Origin of the sequence: Rheinheimera soli, assembly GCF_021290985.1 — a bacterium.
Taxonomy (GTDB): domain Bacteria; phylum Pseudomonadota; class Gammaproteobacteria; order Enterobacterales; family Alteromonadaceae; genus Pararheinheimera; species Pararheinheimera soli.
In genome coordinates, this window is record NZ_JAJOYU010000001.1 from 67176 (window position 1) to 85661 (window position 18486).

The 18486-nt window shown below is 45.8% G+C and carries 20 protein-coding genes; 12 read left to right on the forward strand and 8 right to left on the reverse strand.

Annotated elements, in window-relative coordinates:
* Window positions 1-144: 144 nt before the first annotated feature.
* The 5 genes from hda to dapA all read right to left on the reverse strand — a co-directional run bounded on the left by hda (window position 145) and on the right by dapA (window position 4907).
* Window positions 145-852 carry a DnaA regulatory inactivator Hda gene (hda, locus tag LSG37_RS00310; protein WP_233077870.1) on the reverse strand — a complete coding sequence of 236 codons (708 nt, stop codon included), beginning with the start codon at window positions 850-852 and terminating at the stop codon, window positions 145-147.
* Window positions 852-1973, reverse strand: a complete 1122-nt coding sequence (locus LSG37_RS00315; protein ID WP_233077871.1) for a DUF2066 domain-containing protein — start codon at window positions 1971-1973, stop codon at window positions 852-854. The genes hda and LSG37_RS00315 overlap by 1 nt, the downstream gene beginning before the upstream one ends.
* A 26-nt stretch (window positions 1974-1999) precedes the next feature.
* Window positions 2000-2635 carry a YchE family NAAT transporter gene (locus tag LSG37_RS00320; RefSeq protein ID WP_233077872.1) on the reverse strand — a complete coding sequence of 212 codons (636 nt, stop codon included), beginning with the start codon at window positions 2633-2635 and terminating at the stop codon, window positions 2000-2002.
* A 318-nt stretch (window positions 2636-2953) separates the two neighbouring features.
* On the reverse strand, window positions 2954-4015 hold the full coding sequence (gene bamC, locus LSG37_RS00325) for an NlpB/DapX family lipoprotein (RefSeq protein WP_233077873.1): 1062 nt from the start codon (window positions 4013-4015) through the stop codon (window positions 2954-2956).
* Between the two features lie 10 nt (window positions 4016-4025).
* On the reverse strand, window positions 4026-4907 hold the full coding sequence (dapA, locus tag LSG37_RS00330; protein ID WP_233077874.1) for a 4-hydroxy-tetrahydrodipicolinate synthase: 882 nt from the start codon (window positions 4905-4907) through the stop codon (window positions 4026-4028).
* Between the two features lie 142 nt (window positions 4908-5049).
* Here dapA and LSG37_RS00335 point away from each other — a divergent pair, with 142 nt between their 5' ends.
* The 9 genes from LSG37_RS00335 to LSG37_RS00375 all read left to right on the forward strand — a co-directional run bounded on the left by LSG37_RS00335 (window position 5050) and on the right by LSG37_RS00375 (window position 13118).
* Entirely contained in the window at window positions 5050-5577 is a 528-nt protein-coding gene (locus LSG37_RS00335; protein WP_233077875.1) for a glycine cleavage system transcriptional repressor, read from the forward strand.
* A gap of 21 nt (window positions 5578-5598) precedes the next feature.
* Window positions 5599-6072, forward strand: a complete 474-nt coding sequence (gene bcp, locus LSG37_RS00340; RefSeq protein ID WP_233077876.1) for a thioredoxin-dependent thiol peroxidase — start codon at window positions 5599-5601, stop codon at window positions 6070-6072.
* A gap of 103 nt (window positions 6073-6175) precedes the next feature.
* The gene (locus tag LSG37_RS00345; RefSeq protein ID WP_233077877.1) at window positions 6176-7288 is read left to right on the forward strand and encodes a PQQ-dependent sugar dehydrogenase; all 1113 of its coding nucleotides are present in this window, start codon (window positions 6176-6178) and stop codon (window positions 7286-7288) included.
* Between the two features lie 16 nt (window positions 7289-7304).
* Window positions 7305-9335 carry a TonB-dependent receptor family protein gene (locus LSG37_RS00350; protein WP_233077878.1) on the forward strand — a complete coding sequence of 677 codons (2031 nt, stop codon included), beginning with the start codon at window positions 7305-7307 and terminating at the stop codon, window positions 9333-9335.
* 303 nt (window positions 9336-9638) lie between these two features.
* Entirely contained in the window at window positions 9639-11099 is a 1461-nt protein-coding gene (bepA, locus tag LSG37_RS00355) for a beta-barrel assembly-enhancing protease (protein ID WP_233077879.1), read from the forward strand.
* 16 nt (window positions 11100-11115) lie between these two features.
* A complete protein-coding gene (gene arsC, locus LSG37_RS00360) occupies window positions 11116-11463 on the forward strand; it encodes an arsenate reductase (glutaredoxin) (protein WP_233077880.1) in 348 nt (115 codons plus the stop codon).
* Entirely contained in the window at window positions 11460-12047 is a 588-nt protein-coding gene (wrbA, locus tag LSG37_RS00365; RefSeq protein ID WP_233077881.1) for an NAD(P)H:quinone oxidoreductase, read from the forward strand. Before arsC ends, wrbA begins: the two co-directional genes overlap by 4 nt.
* A complete protein-coding gene (locus LSG37_RS00370) occupies window positions 12044-12472 on the forward strand; it encodes a DUF2069 domain-containing protein (protein ID WP_233077882.1) in 429 nt (142 codons plus the stop codon). Before wrbA ends, LSG37_RS00370 begins: the two co-directional genes overlap by 4 nt.
* A gap of 55 nt (window positions 12473-12527) precedes the next feature.
* Complete coding sequence (locus tag LSG37_RS00375) at window positions 12528-13118, forward strand: LON peptidase substrate-binding domain-containing protein (RefSeq protein ID WP_233077883.1); 591 nt, start codon at window positions 12528-12530, stop codon at window positions 13116-13118.
* A 6-nt stretch (window positions 13119-13124) separates the two neighbouring features.
* Here LSG37_RS00375 and queE read toward each other — a convergent pair whose 3' ends face one another.
* Window positions 13125-13790 carry a 7-carboxy-7-deazaguanine synthase QueE gene (gene queE / locus LSG37_RS00380; RefSeq protein WP_233077884.1) on the reverse strand — a complete coding sequence of 222 codons (666 nt, stop codon included), beginning with the start codon at window positions 13788-13790 and terminating at the stop codon, window positions 13125-13127.
* An 87-nt stretch (window positions 13791-13877) separates the two neighbouring features.
* Here queE and queC point away from each other — a divergent pair, with 87 nt between their 5' ends.
* Window positions 13878-14555, forward strand: a complete 678-nt coding sequence (queC, locus tag LSG37_RS00385; protein ID WP_233077885.1) for a 7-cyano-7-deazaguanine synthase QueC — start codon at window positions 13878-13880, stop codon at window positions 14553-14555.
* Here queC and LSG37_RS00390 read toward each other — a convergent pair.
* Both LSG37_RS00390 and cysB read right to left on the reverse strand, forming a co-directional pair.
* Window positions 14543-15421: a LysR substrate-binding domain-containing protein gene (locus LSG37_RS00390; protein ID WP_233077886.1), complete on the reverse strand. Its 879-nt coding sequence runs from the start codon at window positions 15419-15421 to the stop codon at window positions 14543-14545. The two genes, queC and LSG37_RS00390, sit on opposite strands and share 13 nt — an antisense overlap.
* A 337-nt stretch (window positions 15422-15758) precedes the next feature.
* Window positions 15759-16736, reverse strand: a complete 978-nt coding sequence (gene cysB / locus LSG37_RS00395) for an HTH-type transcriptional regulator CysB (protein WP_233077887.1) — start codon at window positions 16734-16736, stop codon at window positions 15759-15761.
* 158 nt (window positions 16737-16894) lie between these two features.
* Here cysB and LSG37_RS00400 point away from each other — a divergent pair, with 158 nt between their 5' ends.
* Both LSG37_RS00400 and LSG37_RS00405 read left to right on the forward strand, forming a co-directional pair.
* Entirely contained in the window at window positions 16895-17587 is a 693-nt protein-coding gene (locus LSG37_RS00400) for a sensor histidine kinase (RefSeq protein ID WP_233077888.1), read from the forward strand.
* A 90-nt stretch (window positions 17588-17677) separates the two neighbouring features.
* Window positions 17678-18439: a hypothetical protein gene (locus LSG37_RS00405; RefSeq protein WP_233077889.1), complete on the forward strand. Its 762-nt coding sequence runs from the start codon at window positions 17678-17680 to the stop codon at window positions 18437-18439.
* Window positions 18440-18486 lie beyond the last annotated feature (47 nt).

An 18486-nucleotide genomic window follows, 5' to 3' on the forward strand; every position in this document is an offset into this window, starting at 1 on the left:
TTGCTACCTGAAGCGGCAGCTTTGTCGGCTACAGCATCGATAACTTCGGGTAGATAAGTCGTATAAAAAGGTGGCAATAATACACCAGATTTACGCTCAGAGCTTGCGTAAAATAAGGCTTTTTTTAGTTCAAAGGACGAAAAATCAGTGAGATAAGCTCAGCATATCTTTGACAAAAGGAATGGTCAGCTTACGCTGATGCACTATCGAGGCTTTATCCAGTAAATCGAGAATTTGCACCAGTTCACGAATATCACGTTGCTGGCGGTTCAGTAAAAACCGCGCTACTTCATCCGGCAGCTCCATGCCACGTAAACGGGCTTTTTGTTGCAGCAGTTTTTGTTTATCTTCATCGCCTAACAAGCGCAGCTGAAAACTGGTACAGGCCTGCAGACGCGAGACCAAATCCGGCAAGGTAATACCCAGTTCGGTTGGCGCTTGATCGGCGACAATAATCAGTGCTTTACCCTGCTCTGTCATGCGATTGTATAAATCAAACACCGCCACTTGCCAGCTAAGATCCCCTGCTATGGCCTGAATATTATCCAGACACACCAGATCCAGCTCTTCCAACTGATCCAAAATCCGTGGACTCCAGGCCTTAAAATCTTCCAGACTCAACAGCTGGCTGGTTAATCCCAGCTCTTGTGCTTGGACGCAAGCCGCGTATAACAAGTGGGATTTACCGCTGCCACTGGCACCGAATAAATACACAGGCAGACGGTGTTCAAAAGGAGTGGTTAGAAAATGTTTGATATAACCCACTACAGGGCTGGTTTCAGCCCCATAGAAGGTATCAAGGGTTTCGTCTTCCGGCAGAGTCACGGCCAGAGTGTATTGCATTGGAATCATTAGTTCGGAACATACCTGTAACGTAATACAGCAGGCAGAGCGTCTTGCTGCGGTTCTGCAACTTCTGTCGCCATTTCCGCCGCCATTTCAGAAAACAGCTCATCCGCTGCATCTGTTGTTTCAATTGGGGTTGTTTGCTCAGCCTGGGTTTGCAGCGATTGGAAACGACGTTCCAGCGATAAAGAGTTAATAAAGGCACTGCGGTCTGCCGCCAGTTGTACTTTAAACTTTAGTAAATCGGCTTTACGCTCCTGCACTGTGACTTGTTTTACCGACAACATAGCGCTCAGTAGCTGTTGGACCTTGACCTGATCCACGAAATTAGTGAGGCCTTCGATATCCAGTTCCAGCTCAGTCTGGCCCTGTTGGCTGCCCAGTTGAACAGCAAATTTGCCAGCAAGTTGCGCCGTTAAATCGGTTAAAAACTGACTGGCTAATTCCTGCTGTGAGCTTGCCAGTAACTCATTACTGACCAATTGGCCTGCTTCATAACCTTGCCAGGTTAATCGGTATTGGGCTGCGGAAGGCTGGTCAAACAACAAGATCAGTGTTTGATCGGCACTAAATGGCAAACTAGCTTGCTCAATCAGCAACCAATTACCAGCCCAGACTTCGTCTTGAGATAAAGGAGGCACATAAGTGTCGCTTGCTGTGGGTAGATCCAATGGCAAACCAATGGCTGACGCCTGTTGCTGTAAATGAGCCAGTACCGGATGAGCTGCGCCTTGCATAAATATCCGGCTTTCAGAGGTTTGCTCCACAGCCCAGAGTACTATGGCAGGACGTCGGCTGCCCCAAATCGCTATCTGGTGCTGACTTAACAACTGCTGTACTTTTCGCTCGTCCAGCCCTACTTTTAATGCAGGGCCTTGCTCTGAGCTGACAGCAGCAAAGGTTTTAATATAGTTACCGGCATTTTTCAGCTCGGCTTTGATAGAAGCCTGTTCAATCACTTGAGGATTGACTGTCACTTTCACCAAGACCTGCGCCAGAGCCTGTTGTTGCCAGGCACTTTGGCTTTGACCTGCTGGCACTACAGCCTGATACAAATCAGTTAATTGTTTTGCGTGCGCAACATTCAGGCACGATATAAAACATAACACAGCACTAAGTAATCTCATCTTTTACCCTTAACCTGCTAATACTCTTAACCAGCTAAAACAGGGAAAATACCCTTTAAGCCAAGACTGATAAACTCAATGGAGATGGCCGCCAAAATAAGCCCCATCACCCGGGTGATAATATTCATCCCGGTTTGCCCTAATCTGCGCGCTATTTTACCTGATAAGCGCATCAGGATCGCCAACAGAATACCAACAACTATTATTTCTACTGAAATTATCAGGTAATGAAGCCAGCCGTCAGCTCTGTTGGCATACAAAATAACAGAGCTGATAGCACCCGGACCTGCCAGCATAGGCATCGCCAGCGGCACCACCGCAATAGAAGACTTTTGTGCTGCTTCCAGTCGCTCTGCTTCGGTGCTTTTGGCTCCGCTGGTCTGAGCGTTCAGCATCGAAATCGCCATCAGCAGTATTAAAATACCGCCACCCACCCGAAACGAATTCACTGAGATACCAAAAAAACCAAGGATAAACTCACCGAAAAACAACGTGACCAATAAAATCACAGTAGCAGCTTTGGCTGCTGTCATCGCTACCTGTTTTTTGTCCTGCTCACTGTTATCCGCAGTTAAAGACAAATACATCGGCAAAGCACCCAAAGGATTTAAGATAGCAATGATGCCGATAAAAATTTTCAGGTAATCCTGCACATCAAGCATTTGCTGTCCTTTATTTGCTTATGAAAGTGATTAAATTGAGCCTAATCATAGCGTTATTTTATTCTTCCTGCATGGGGCTTGGGCAGGTCAGCTTTATTTGCTTGCTGTAGAGTTAAAGAAGGCAGTAATAATCGCAACACTGTTGCCGACAGTTGCGATATACCGCCCTTCCATGTACATAAAAAAACCACCCGCGGGTGGTTTTTTGGACTCTGTTTCAAGCTTCAATCTCAAACGCATCTGTCACTTTTTCTGCACTGTGACCTGGAGTAAACAAAACAGGCGTCAGTGGCATCGCCTTTTGCCTGTCCGGAGCTATTACAGATCTATATTATCTTTTCTAATAATTTGCACCAGAGTCTGATGCAAAGCCGTGATTTGGTCTGCTGTAAATGCTTTTCCTGAACTGTCACGCCAGCTCAGACTGGTTCCAACCTGGCTTTTTGACAACACTAACTGATAGTCACCTGGTGTTAAAGGCACGGCTATAGTTTCTTGACTGCCCCACAAGGAGTCCCAGAAACCAGCTTCAGGCTGCTGATAAGTCAGGAAGAAAGTGTAATTGGTTCTGTCCAGATCGTTCACCAAAAAACCGTTCTGTTCAAACATCAGTTCTAATTGTGACCAAGCAGAATCAATAGGCTGACCTGTCAACATAGCAGCGTTACCTTCAGCATCAAATCCTGTAGTCAGGGTGATCTGACGGGATTGAGCTTTCTTCTGTCTGATCTGTGCCAGTTCTACAGTCGCAACTTTATCCACCAAACGATTGAGGAAGTACACTTCTTCACGTTTTTGCGCTATCGCAGACAACTTAGTGTCATTGTCAATAAAGCGATGCTCCAGCAACTGTACCCGAAGGCCTACAGAACGACCGTGACTTTTAGGTTCAAGAACTACCAGAAAACGGCTTTGTTCTTTTTCAACCATATCTTTCCACAGCCAAAAACCTTCTTCTTCAAAACGGCTGACCCAACCTGTTTCAAAGACTAAAGCGTCCTGATCTTTCTGTGTGATTTCGATTTGTTTCTCAGCACCAAAATCCTGCACATTCTTTCTCAAATAAGGTAATAACTCGCCGGTAAACTCCGAGCGTTCAAACCAAATCCGGGCTTCTTTTTCTTCTTCCTCTACCCTACTATTGGTCGCAAGTGCAAGCACCTGCATAGGTGATTTCAGTTCCACTTCCGTCACGGGGGCGTTTGGAGCAGCAGGAATATCGAACTGTGCAGGTTTTTTCGCTGCAACCAATCCGGCTGGTACTTTTAACTCAGCCACTGGTTTTGTCTCTGGAGCTTGCTCAGCGACATCTTCAGGGAACAAAGAACAACCAGATATAAACAAAGAGGCAACTAAGCTTGCCGGGATCCAATACTGCACTATAAAACTCCTACACATTAATCTGGGCTTGTTTCAGCGCTTGTTCGATTACGCTTTGATGAATTGGTTCCAATCGGGTTAAAGGTAATCTTGCCATGTCATCAGCAATTAACCCCATCTTCAGCAGCGCCCACTTACTCGGAATAGGATTGGCTTCAATAAACAACTGATGATGTAAGCCTTGAAGCTTATGATCGATCTGCTGAGCCAATTCTGTATTTTTTTCTATCGCTGCTTTTGACATCTGGGCCATTAAAGCTGGCGCTATATTGCTGGTCACCGAAATGACGCCATGACCACCTTTTAACATAAATTCGCAGCAACTGGCATCGTCGCCGCTGAATAATAAAAAATCTGCCGGACACAAAGCCTGCAATTGAGCCAGACGTTGCATAGAGCCAGTAGCTTCTTTAATACCAACAATGTTCGGGGTTTTCGCCAGTTCAGCCACAGTTTCCGGCAACAAATCCACCCCAGTACGGCCGGGCACGTTATATAAAATAACAGGCTTGTCTGTGGATGCAGCAACGGCCTGATAATGCGCCAACATGCCTTTTTGCATAGGTTTGTTGTAATAAGGCGTCACTGTTAAAAAACCTGCTACTGGTAATGCGGATAAGATTTTTGTCTTCTCCACCGCATCAGCAGTTGAGTTCGAGCCATTGCCAGCAATCACAGGAATGCGACCATCGACTTGAGCCAAAACCGCCTTGAGCACTGTTAATTGTTCGGAAAAACTTAAAGTAACGGATTCGCCAGTGGTGCCCATAATCACCAAAGCGTCGGTCTGATTGTTCAGATGGAAGTCTACCAGCCGCTTCAGGCTGTCATAGTCCACAGCACCATCAGGATCCATAGGGGTGATCAAAGCAACAATACTTCCGCTAAACATGCTAAAGGCTCCATAATTTTCAGGCTGCCTATGGTAATGACGCACGACAACAAACACAAGCAAGGGACTGTCACACAGGTGAAATTTACGCTAAATATGCTAAACTTCGCAGCCGTTTTTCATTCAGAGACATCAACTTAGCATGCCACAACAATTGGTCGTCACTGCAATAGGTGCAGACAGAACAGGGCTGGTCAGCCGTCTTGCCCGCCTGGTTACAGACTGTAACTGCAATATAGTCGATAGTCGTATGGCTATTTTTGGTAATGAATTCACTTTTATTATGTTGTTATCCGGTGATGCAGTGGCCATCAGCCGTATTGAACATTTATTGCCTGGATTAGGTTTTGAACTTGATCTGCTTACCATGACCAAACGTACATCAGCTCAGCCAACCGCAGCGGTCAGTGCACATTATGTGCTGGAATACACAGGGAAAGATAAAGTAGGCACGTTGGGCGCCATCGCCACTTTGCTTGCCAATCACCAGATTTATATAGGTGCACTGCGCACCGAAACTTTAACCCAGGCTGAGACTCAACAGCTTTTAAACCATTGCACTATGACGGTACAGCTGCCACAAGGTGCACAAGTTGAGCTGATTAAGCAGGACCTGTTTGCATTACTTGACCAGCTTCAACTGACAGGGCGTTTTGAAGCCCAGCTTTAATTAAAGGAAAAGTGAAACCTCATGAACAGATTAACAGCAGGACAACAAGCACCGGATTTTAGTTTGCCAGACCAAAAAGGTCAGATAGTACAACTCAGCACTTTGTTAAAACAAAGCCGTGTGTTGGTGTACTTTTATCCTAAAGCCATGACACCAGGTTGCACAGTCCAGGCCTGTGGTTTACGTGACAGCAAAACACAGCTTGCACAATACAAGGTTCAGGTTGTGGGGATCAGCATCGACGCCCCTGCCCGTCTGGCTAAATTTGAACAAAAAGAGCAGCTAAATTTTACCTTGTTGGGTGATGAAGATCACACAGCAGCTGAAGCCTTTGGGGTTTGGGGTGAAAAGAAATTTATGGGCAAGATTTACGACGGTATTCATCGTATTAGTTTTTTAGTGGAACAGGATGGTACAGTCAGCAAAGTCTTTGATGACTTCAAAACAAGCAATCACCATGATGTGGTGTTAGCTTACCTGAAAAGTCAGGCTTAACTCCGTTAATCCCGTCCATCCGGATAACAGCCGCATTTTCGGTACTTTTTTTCGGTATCCATTATGCTCAATTTCTTAATTTGTTTAAAAAAGGATCTGTTGTATGCATAAACTGTCTCTACTCAGCCTGATTGTGGGCCTTAGTCTGACCGCTCAACCTCTGTTGGCCGAATCTTTAAAAACTGAAAAAGCCACTCTGGACATGCAAACGCTATCCTCCGGACTCAGTCACCCATGGGCTATGCAGTTTTTGCCTGACGGTTCCTTCCTGGTTACAGAGCGCACAGGCACTTTGCGCTACATTAGCAAAACCGGCGAAAAAAGTGAGCCTATTCAAGGTGTTCCAGCTGTTCACGCTAAAGGTCAAGGTGGTTTATTAGGCCTGGTACTGGACCCGGATTTTGCCAAAAATAAGACTATTTACATCAGCTACAGTGAACCTCGCGATGGCGATGTCAATGCAACAGCTGTGGCAAGCGCAATACTGGATGGCCAGACATTAAAAGAAGTGAAGGTTATTTTCCGTCAGGCTGAAGCAATCAACAGCAACCACCATTACGGTGGCCGTCTGGTATTTACCCCTGCCGGTGAATTATTTATCACTTTGGGTGATCGGGGCTCACGTCGTGATGATGCTCAAAAATTGTCAGGTCACTTTGGTAAAGTAGTCAAAGTAAACAAAGATGGCTCAGCCGCTGCTGGTAATCCTTTTGCAACCCAGGCTGATGCCAAAGCCGATGTCTGGTCTTATGGTCATCGTAATATTCAAGGTGCTGCAATTCACCCACAAACAGGCCTGTTATGGACTCATGAACATGGTCCTCAGGGTGGCGATGAAATTAATATCGCTACTGCTGGTAAAAACTACGGCTGGCCTGTGATCACCTATGGTGAGGAATATGGCGGTGGTGTAATAGGCAACAAAACCAAAGCAGGTTTAGAACAACCATTGCATTACTGGGTGCCATCTATAGCCCCAAGTGGTATGAGCTTTTACACCGGCACTCAAATTAATGGCTGGCAAAATAACCTGTTGGTTGGTTCACTTAAATTTGGCCAATTGGTTCGTTTAGAACTGACCGGCGATAAAGTCAGCCACGAAGAACGTATTCGTATCGGTTCGCGGATACGTGACGTACAGGCAGGACCTGATGGCGCAGTCTATCTGCTGACAGATGAAAATGACGGTAAGTTATTACGTTTATCACCACAGTGATGAGAACCTCCTCTAAATGAATTATTTACCTTTTAAACTGAGCGCTTTAGCGCTCAGTTTTTTTTCTGTCGCCCTAAGCGCAGAAGAAAATAAAATTCCCGATGAAATCCCGAACGAAATAATAGTGATCACTGCTCAGGCACAACAATCGCCCTGGCTGAGCAGCGCTGCCAGCAGTTTTCGCAAAGACTTTAACAGCCCATCTCTGCAGATAGATGCTGCCGCTTTATTGCAACATATTCCAGGCATTCAGGCCGACAGCAGAGCCAACTATGCACAGGACAGCCGGTTAAGTGCCAGAGGTTTTGGTAGCCGTAGCAGTTTTGGCATTCGGGGCATTCGCCTGTTACAGGACGGCATTCCTCTGTCCAGCCCGGATGGTCAAGGCCAATTCAGTTCAGTGTTGTTGGATCAACTAGCATCCGTTGAAGTGCTCACAGGCCCGCTTGCAGTCTTGTACGGCAATGCAGCTGGAGGTGTAGTCGCGCTACAAAGCCGCTGGCCAACAGAGAATTCTGCATCAGTGCAACTCAGCCATAACCAGTTTGCCCGCCAGCAGCTGCTATCGGGCGCTTTGGTGCAGGGCAATCATGCGACGTCCCTGAGCCTGAAGAATGCAGAGTTACAAAGCTCACGCCCCCACAGCAATGCAAAAAAACAACAGGCGCAGTGGTTATGGCAAAGCAGTTTTGACAATGAGCTTAAACTACAGCTGCGCTACGATTGGTCTTATGATCCACTGTTACAGGACCCGTTGGGCTTAACTGCTCAAGAATGGCAGGACAATCCTCGCCAGACTGCGGCCAATGCGCTGACTTTTGATACCCGTAAATTTACCAAACAACAGCAATGGAGCCTGAACCTGTCGCAACAACTGGATCAGAAAAGCTGGCGTCTGGCAGCCTGGTCTGGTCAACGTGATGTGGGTCAATACTTAGGTTTTGATGGCATAGCCCCAACCTCTGCTGGTGGTGTGGTTGATTTGAGCAGGCCTTATCAGGGACTGGATGCGTCGTACAGCTGGCAATTGGAGCAGCTTCGTTTCAGTATCGGCGGCGCTTTGGAACAAAGCACAGACGAACGCCGGGGTTATGTCAATAATCAGGGCATACAAGGGGATTTACGCCGCGATGAAGAAGGCGAAGTACAGTCAGCTGATTTGTATAGCCGTTTTGTCTTGGATTTAAGCTCTGCCTGGCAATTAAGCGGCGGAGTACGACACTCTGAACTGGATTTTGATGTGACAGATTTTTATATCACAGCACAAAACCCGGATGACAGCGGTTCCACTTCTTTTGGCAAAACCTCTGCAGCTTTAGCCCTTAATTTTGCCCAGACTGAGCATTTATCCTGGTATATCAGTGCAGGCCGTGGTTTTGAAACCCCGACCTTTACTGAAATGGCCTACCAGAGTAATAGCGACGGTCTGAATCTTGACCTCAAAGCCAGCACTAATCAGCAATGGGAACTGGGGAATAAGTGGCAGCAGAATAACTGGCGTTCCAGTGTGGCTGTGTTTTTAGTTGAAAGTGAAGATGAGTTAGTGGTGGATCAGTCGCTTGGCGGTCGCACCAGCTACCGCAATGCCAGCGAGACAAAACGTACCGGGGTCGAATTATCGGCCTTATGGTTTGCTTCTGCTTCATGGCAACATCAATGGACTTTGACTCAACTCAATGCCAGTTTTGTACAGGGCGATCTGGACGGTAAGTTACTGCCAGGTGTCGCTAAGCAACAGGCTCAGTGGCAAATCAGCTGGATGCCATTGCAAAGTTCAGAATGGATGCTTCAGTTGGACACTCTGTATCGCAGTAAAGTAGCAACCACTGATCAAAATCTGCTGTTTGCTCCCTCTTCAACTGTGTATCACCTGAAACTGATGGGAGAATCCACCTTGTCTGCTGTGCAACTGCGCTATTGGCTAGGTCTGGATAATCTGACCAATAAAAACTATGTCGGAGCAGTTGTCGTCAATCAGGCCAACGGTCGTGCTTTTGAACCCGCATTGCCACGCTCAGTTTCTCTGGGTCTTAGCCTGAGTTTTTAATCACAAATCAGAGCTTATCCTGCAAAGGATAAGCTCTGTCTCCAGCTAAAATGCAGATTTTGTTGAACTTCATCGTTTTTTTTCTGCCAAAGACACTGAAATTAATCAGTGGCTTAACAACATTTAACTGAACCACTGTAGACTCTGTTTTACCTTTGCTTTGTTAAACACCATGGCACAAGCATAGAGATGATCTATGCCTTTGCTTTGGTTGCAGATTTATCAAAAAAAGCTGGGGTAAGCAGACCAAGTGAATTAAAATTGCCTGTGTTTAAAGCCGGTATGACTGAGTTCAAAAAATAAATGAAGCAATTTGCAGTAAAAACACAACTCGTGAAACTGAGCCTGTTCAGTTTATGTTTAGCTCTGGCCTCCGTAAACGCAGTTCAGGCAAACACTGCTTTGCCTGATATTGGCGGCAATGCCTTTTCCACCTTAACGCCTGACAAAGAAAAACAGTTGGGCGATGTGATGATGCGTCAAACCAAAAGCCAGCTGCCTATGGTGTATGACCCCTTACTCGACGAATACCTGAACTCCATGGGCAACCAAATGGTTGCTAAAGCTCAGGACGTCAAATTTCCGTTTCGGTTTTATTGGGTTAATGATAAGAACATTAACGCCTTTGCCACGCTCGGCGGCAATATAGCCTCTCATACCGGAACTCTGGCTGTTTCAGACAGTGAAAGTGAATTCGCCTCGGTGATAGCACACGAAATTTCTCACGTCACGCAGCGCCATATAGCCCGCTCTGTTGAAGCCCGTTCACAAAACGGTCCATTGACCCTTGCTGGTATTTTAGGTTCAATTTTGCTGGCGACAGTTAATCCTGAAGCGGGTATGGCCGGGATTATGGCGTCTCAGGGGCTGGCACAACAAAGTGCGATTAATTTTACCCGCAGTAACGAGCAGGAAGCAGACCGTATAGGTATTCAACTGCTGGCCGATGCAGGCTACAACCCTTATGCTGTGCCTGAGTTTTTTAATAAGTTGGCGGAAAAAAGCCGTTTTGCTAATACTCAACTGGCGTTTTTATACACTCACCCTTTGTCACAATCCCGGGTGGCCGACTCACGCTTAAGGGCTGAACAATACCCTAAACGTTTTGTTGCAGACAGTCAGGATTATGCACTGGCCAAAGCCCGGGTGATGGCGCGCTATCACTACAAAACCAAAGACGCACAAAGCTATTTTTTGCGTAAACTGGAAGAACCAGGCGGCAATACCAAGGCCAACCAATATGGCCTGGCTTTAGCTTATTTTGATGACAAGCAAGTGGGTAAAGCGGATCAAATTATCACTAAGCTGCGTCAGCAAGAACCAGATAATTTGTATTACATTGATGCTTACACTGACATTCTGTTAGCACAAGGCAAAGCTGAGCAAGCAATGACCATGCTGGAGCAACAGTATTTACTCAAACCAAACAATCAGGTGGTGACACTGAATTATGCCAATGCGGCTATTCAGGGGAAAGCCTACCGACTGGCTGTTCACTTGCTGCGCAATTTACTTTATTACAAAGATGATCTTTTCCCAGCCTATGAAATGCTGGCAGATACCTACAAAGCGATGGAAGATTTTGCGCGTTACTACGAAGCCAGAGCTGATGTGTATTACCAAATGGCAATCTACCCTAAAGCTATTGATGATTTAAACGAGGCGTTAAATCATCTGGAGCCAAATAACAGCTTAGAAAACCGACGGATTGAAGCCAAGAAAAAACAATGGCAAACCGAATTAAACCGTCTGAAACGTTTATAAACTCAAGGCACTATTTATGATTACGCTGTATCACAACAATCGCTGTTCAAAAAGTCGTGAAGCATTAGCATTACTGGAACAAAGCGGTAAAGATTTTTCAGTTCGTTTTTATCTGGAACAACCTTTATCTGCAGATGAGCTGACTGTTTTACTCAAAGCGCTGCAGTTACCTGTGCGTGATTTATTGCGCAGCAAGGAAGATGAATACAAGGCGCTGGATCTGGCAAACCCTGTTTTGTCGGAACAGCAATTGATTGAAGCTATAGTGCTTCATCCGAAATTAATGGAAAGACCTGTTTTACAGGTGGGCGGCAAAGCTGTGGTAGCCCGTCCAGCCGATAAAATGCTGGCGCTGCTGGCATGAAAGCTGTGTTACTGATTTTATATTATTCCCGTCATGGTTCTGTCGCTGCTCTGGCTGAAAAAATTGCTATTGGTGCTCAGCAAGCCGGAGCTGAAGTAGTACTGCGCACAGTACAAGCTTTGGATGGTTGTGCAGTGGGTCTTCATCCGGTCGTGACAGAGCAGGATTTGCTCGATGCTGACGCTTTTGCTTTTGGCAGTCCGGTACGTTTTGGCAATATGGCCGCCCCACTCAAAGCCTTTTGGGATAACACCAGTGGTCTGTGGCTCAAAGGCGCTTTAATGGACAAACCTGCAGGTGTATTTACCTCCTCTGGCAGTATGCATGGCGGTAACGAAGCGAATTTACTCAGTATGATGTTACCTTTGTTGCATCACGGTATGCTGATTGTTGGGCTACCTTACCTTGAACCAGAATTGCATCATACCCAAACTGGTGGCACTCCTTATGGCCCAAGCCATGTGAGTGGTTTGTCTGGTTCAGACAAGTTAAGTAAAGATGAACATCAGTTGGCTGTTCAATTTGGCAAACGTTTGGCATTAGCTGCTATCGCATTAAAAACTTCCGGATTCAGTACTTTATGACACATTCTTCTGTAGCTATGGCCTCCTCTACACGCCTTTATCTTTGGCTTGGCCGTCTTGGTTTTAGCGGGCTTTTTCTACTTATCCCTCTCTGGGTTTTATGGTTAGCCCCGCCAGAGCTTGGCAGTGCCAAAGTTCTGCTTGCTTTGTTGTGGACACCTTTGTGGTTCCCGCTTTGGGGCATGATCACTGGCAAAGCTTATACATTTGCCTGGGCGAATTTTATTGTGATGCTCTATATGATCCACAGCCTGACCCATTTGTGGGTAAGTTCCGGTACTGAGTTTTATCTGGCGCTGCTGGAGCTGCTGTTTTCCTGCCTGATGTTTGTTGGCTGCACTTATTATGCCCGCAACAGAGGCAGGGAACTGGGCTTAAAAATCCCTAAATTAAAAGATGATCCAATAAGAACAGTCAAAGACTAATCTAAAGCAACAACGCCAGCGTACATAACCGCAGAGTAGTTAACGACATGCGGTTATGAACCCAACAATAGCTTTATTTCCACTCAATACTTTGCTGCTGCCTGACGGCAGAATGCGTCTGCGTTTATTTGAACCTCGCTATTTACGCCTGATGAAAGAAGCCAGTAGCGGCACCCGGCCTTTTGCCATCGCCAGTATTAATCCTTTGGTGAGCCAGCATCATCAGGACAGAATTTGTCCTGAAGTCACACTGGTTTCTATTGTCGATTTTGAACAATTACCTGATGGTTTACTTGGTATCACAGTCGAAGGAACCGGACGTTACCAAATAAGCAAAAGGTGGCAGGAATATGATCAGTTGCATGTAGCAGAGCTGACGCCGATCCCATTTTGGACTGCGCAAAACACCAGCGCGGAGCAACAGCTGTTGTGGCAAAAATTACAACTGGTTTTTAAACAGTATCCTGAACTGGCCACACTCTACCCTCAACCAGAACCACACAACTTATGCTGGCTGGTATCACGTTGGATGGAGCTGTTACCACTGACGCCCCACTTAAAACGTCAGTGGCTGAGACAAGAGCTGACTGACACAGCCAAAGATTTGGAACTCTGGCTGGAAGACAGTCTGGAGGAAATTAGCTAGTCTTTGTTAGTTAATGCCAAGATACTTGTGCACTTGCACACTTAAACGCCAGTTGTATTGTTTACAGAATTCAATAGCCAGCTGGGTGGCTTTGGCTTTTTGGCTGATCGGCTGCAAGTACACTAGCGTGTTGGTTAAATCCAGGCCTTGCAGCAGTTGCAGTAACTCGTCTATATGTTTTTCCATAGCTACCGGATGCTTAATTTCGTTAGCGCGCTCCAGCGCTGTACGCAGCACTTCATAGCCACCTTTCATATTCACTTTAGGTGATACTGTGACCCAGGTACTTTGGGGTGCCAGAATTTCAAAGGTACCGCTGGTTTCAATTTGCGTAGAAAAACCACGTTCATGCAACAGCTCACACAAAGGCCTTAAGTCATACATACAAGGTTCGCCGCCTGTGATCACCACATGTTTAGCGCGGTAGCCTTTGTCGGCAAACAACTGCAGCACTTCGGCACCAGATAAACTGCACCAGTGATCCGAATCGGCTTTCTTCTCTAAAATGGCAGCGGGGCTTAATTGCAAGTCCGGATCTATTTCCCAGGTCTGTTTGGTATCACACCAGGAGCAGCCTACAGGACATCCTTGTAAACGCAGAAAAATAGCTGGAGTACCGGTGTAACTGCCTTCACCCTGAATGGTCTCGAAAATCTCGTTTACTTTATACACTTTATGGGGTTTTCCTTTAGCTACAGGCTCAGATACAGTACAATGCGCGCCCGAAATTTTGCCTATTATAGCGAGAGAGCCTGACAGATGCCGCAAAAAGTTGTTGTGATCTATTCCGGCGGTATGGATTCATTTACCGTGTTGCACAAAGCCATAGCAGATGGTCATGAAGTTTATGCCCTGTCTTTTAACTATGGACAGCGCCATGTTAAAGAACTGGTCTGCGCCAAAAGCGTCTGTGAAGAATTAGGCGTACCACACAAAGTAGTAGATATTTCCGCGATAAATCAGTTACTGGCAGGTTCCAGCCTGATGGCGCCGGACAGTACTCATGAGGATATTCAAATTCCTGAAGGTCATTACGCTGCAGATACGATGAAATCCACTGTAGTACCTAACCGCAATATGATTTTATTGTCGTTGGCCGTAGGTTATGCAGTATCACTCAATGCACGCGCTGTGTATTACGGTGCGCACTCTGGTGATCATTTTATCTATCCGGATTGCCGTCCTGATTTTGTGCATAAAATGAATGAAGTTTGTCAGGTCGCAAACTACGAGCCGGTAGATATTGTCAGCCCTTATTTAAGCCAGACCAAAATTGAAATTTTACGGGATGGTTTAGCCATGGGACTGGATTACAGCAAAACCTGGACCTGCTACAACGGTCGTGAAAAAGCTTGTGGTAAATGTGGCTCTTGTCAGGAACGCCTCGAAGCTTTTGAATTAAACAAAGCGACAGATCCTCTTTCTTACGAAGGCTGATGCAGACTTATTTGCTCTAACAACTGTCGCAGCGGGTTAGCCTCTTGCTGCCCCTGTCGACAGGCTGCGTACATAGTTCTGAATAAACCTTGCTCTCCTATCTGCAGAACCGCCAGCAGGCCCTGAGCCCTATAAGGCTCCATCAGCCAACGTGGTAATAACGCCACCCCCTGCCCCGCAGCAATCAACTGCAAAATCTGGCTGCTTTGCGCCACAGTTCTGAACTTTGCCTCCAAACCAGCGGGAGCCATTACATAACGGTATAAATCCTGCCGGTCCAAAGGCAATGGATAGCCTAATAAAGTGTCCTGCTTTAGCTGCTGCGCCTGAATAAAAGACTGCTGCGCCAGTGGATGGTCGGTACTCACCCCAAGGCACAATTCCATTTCAAATAAAGCTGAAAAATAACAACCTGTCAGCTCACGTTGGTCTGTGGTCAACACCAAATCCAGCTCATCGCTTAATAAGGCATCCAGCGCATTGTGTTCAATTTCAGCAGAAAACTCGACCGGGCAGTCGCTTTGCAACAGCCCAAAAGCTTTCACAGCAGGCATTAGCCAGTGAAAACAAGCGTGGCATTCCACAGCCAATCGAATACGGTTTAAGCTTTTACCTTTGAGCTGTGCTTCCGCCTGCGCCACCAAAGGCAGGACTTGTGCAGCTAAATCCAATAGCAACTGACCTTGCGGGCTAAAACTCACAGGCTGGCTTTTACGCAGGTAAAGTGCAGCGCCAAGATAAGACTCAGCCTCCTTGAGCTGGTGCGATAAAGCCGACTGTGTCAGATACAGCTGATCAGCCGCAGCGACTAAAGTGCCAGTCTGTTGCAACGCCTGTAAGGTACGCAGCAGTTTTAAATCGATCATCTTTCACTCTCTGTATGTCGAACTCGCGCATCTTCAGTTTTCTTCATTCTGATCATGCATGTATTTGTTTGTCTTTATTTAGCATAACCAGCAATAAAAGCCATGTAAACATCTAGATATCCACAAATGAAAAATAACATAACTTTCGCACAATCCCCGTGCAAATTGCGTTGGCATTTACTGATGAAGTGCAGAATGTAAAGCAGGCGGGTGTTGGCATTATTCAGATTTATGGTAAACATGCTGAAAATCTGCCAGGAGCAGCGGCAAGAGTTTGCCCCTTTAGCTGCAGAGAAACAGAAAGGGCCAACAAGGCCCTCTGTGTTGTCTGGAAAGGCTACTTAATCGGCAGCTCAAATTTGGCAAACATTCTGTCTATATCATCCTGATTACGTAACATATTGGCCTTTTCTACCACTTCACGGGTTAAATGCGGCGCAAAACGTTCAATAAAATCATACATATAGGTACGCAAGAAAGTCCCTTTTCTGAAACCAATTTTAGTGGTGGAGGCAGCAAATAAATGACTGGCGTCTATAGAGACTAAATCTTTATCTAGCTCTTTATCCATGGCCATAGAGGCAATCACCCCAACGCCTAAACCTAAACGGACATAAGTTTTAATGACATCCGCGTCTGTGGCAGTAAACACAATTTTAGGTTCTAAGCCTTTTTCACCAAAAGCACGATCCAACTCAGAACGACCAGTAAAACCAAACACATAAGTGACAATAGGATGTTCAGCTACATCTTCCACTGCAATTTTACGATTTAAGGTGGCCAGCGGATGGTCGTGTCGCACTATCACACTGCGGTTCCAGTGGTAACAAGGCAGCATCACTAAGTCATTAAATAAGTGCATAGCTTCAGTGGCAATGGCAAAGTCCGCATCACCACGGGATGCCGCTTCGGCAATTTGTGATGGAGTGCCCTGATGCATATGCAAAGAGACTTTGGGAAACTTCTTCATAAAGCCACTGATCACAGGAGGCAAGGCATAACGGGCCTGAGTGTGCGTCGTAGCTATGTTCAGCTTACCTTGATCAGGCAAGGTATGTTCTTTGGCAACCGCCTTGATGCTCTCAACTTTTCCTAGTATTTGTTGAGCGATTTCAATAACATCTCTGCCAGCTGGTGTAACATGAGTTAAATGTTTACCGGAACGGCCAAAGACCTGGATACCCAGCTCATCCTCCAGCATCCGCACCTGTTTACTGATGCCAGGCTGTGAGGTATACAAACTCTCTGCTGTTGCAGAGACATTCAGGTTGTGGTTCAGAACTTCAACAATATAACGTAGCTGTTGTAATTTCATGTGTCAGTGATCCGTTCTTGGCATATGATATAAACACTATACATATTCATCTGGATATTCCAACTTATTTTGATTTACTTGGAATATATAACCAATAGTAACTAAAAAAACTGCTGTTTAGTTATCCATGGCAGTACAACGGGATCATCGGGGACTGTATGTCAACTTCAGACTCATCCATCGACTTTGCAACAGTGCTGGCATCCGCTGCACATGATATGAAAAACTCTTTGTGTTTATTGATCCAGTCCATTGATAACCTGCAACAAGAGCAGCAACAACTGGACAGCAACGGCCGGGAAGAATTGTCCCGTATTCATTACGAAGCCAACAGGCTGAATATCAATCTGTTGCAGTTACTGTCCTTGTATCGTATTGAAAAAAACCAGTTACCTTTGCAAATCGACCAGTATTATATCTCTGATTTATTTGAAGAAATCCTTCTGAAAAATGAAATGTACAGCAGTCAAAAAGATATCCAGGTGGAAGTGCAGGATGGCAGCGACTTACTCTGGTATTTTGACAGCGATCTGATCAGTAACCTGCTCAATGATATGTTTGTCAACGCGCTACGCTACACCAAAAGTAAATTATTATTAAGGGCAGAGCTGACAGAACATGGTTTGGCGATAGAACTGCATGATGATGGGCCGGGTTATCCTGAATTTATGCTGGAAAATGCCGATACCCTGATGAAAGACTTAAATTTAGCCGCTGGTCGTACTGGTTTAGGCCTGTTTTTTGCAGGGTTAATCGCCAAAGCGCATAAAAATCATGGTAAAACTGGTTTTATTCGTTTAAGTAATGGGGGGCTGTACGGCGGCGCTATGTTCAGCCTGTATCTACCTTGATTTGCACTTAACATAGATATTTTTCAAGGCTCGGCTTAAAATCGGCCACAGCTGAAATACCCCGATGAATCCGGGGGCAACGGAGTTTGGATGCTTTTTACTATTATCATTGTGCTGGTTGTTGCACTGGTGATTATCGCCGTGATTGTCAACGCTGTGCAGCAACATAAAGAGCGGCTGGCAGCGCTGAAAAGAGCTGAGTTTTCTAAGCTCCGCACTTTGCTGGAAGATACAGAAGACATTCTGCTGAATGCAGCCAACGTACCTATCACCAAAGGCATCATACAAATGCTGCTCAAACGTATAGTGGTTACACTCAAAGCCATGCTGGAGCTGGAGCCCAATTCAAAGGATCTGAAAAAACGTATTGGAGAGACTGAAGCCCGCTTAAATGATACCGCTGTCGGCGATATGACAGTCGAAGGTTTAACCATGCCGGATAATGACAAGCAAATTATTGGCATGATCCAGGGGATTAAAAAGCTACGGACTATTTTGCGAAGCGAACATGCCCGCGGCAATATTGATACTCAAACAGTAGTGCAGGAAGATAGACGACTTGAGATGTTGCAGCTGCGCATTAATGTCGAAAGTCAGGTGAAACGAGGCAATCAGGCTCGCGCAGGCAATATGTTGGGTTCAGCACGTCAATGTTACGAAAAAGCACTGACTACTTTGTCAAACTGTGCCCATGCTGACGACTATGTTGCGACTCGTAAAAGTGAAGTGATGACCATACTTGAAGATATAGCGACTGAATTAAAAGAAGGTAATCTGCGCGATCGGCAGAAAAAAGCAGAACAGGAAAACAACGATTTGGATGTGCTATTTGCACCTAAACGTAAGTGGTAATGTGGTATTAAAAAAGGCGCCTAAGCGCCCTTTTTAATACCTTGAAA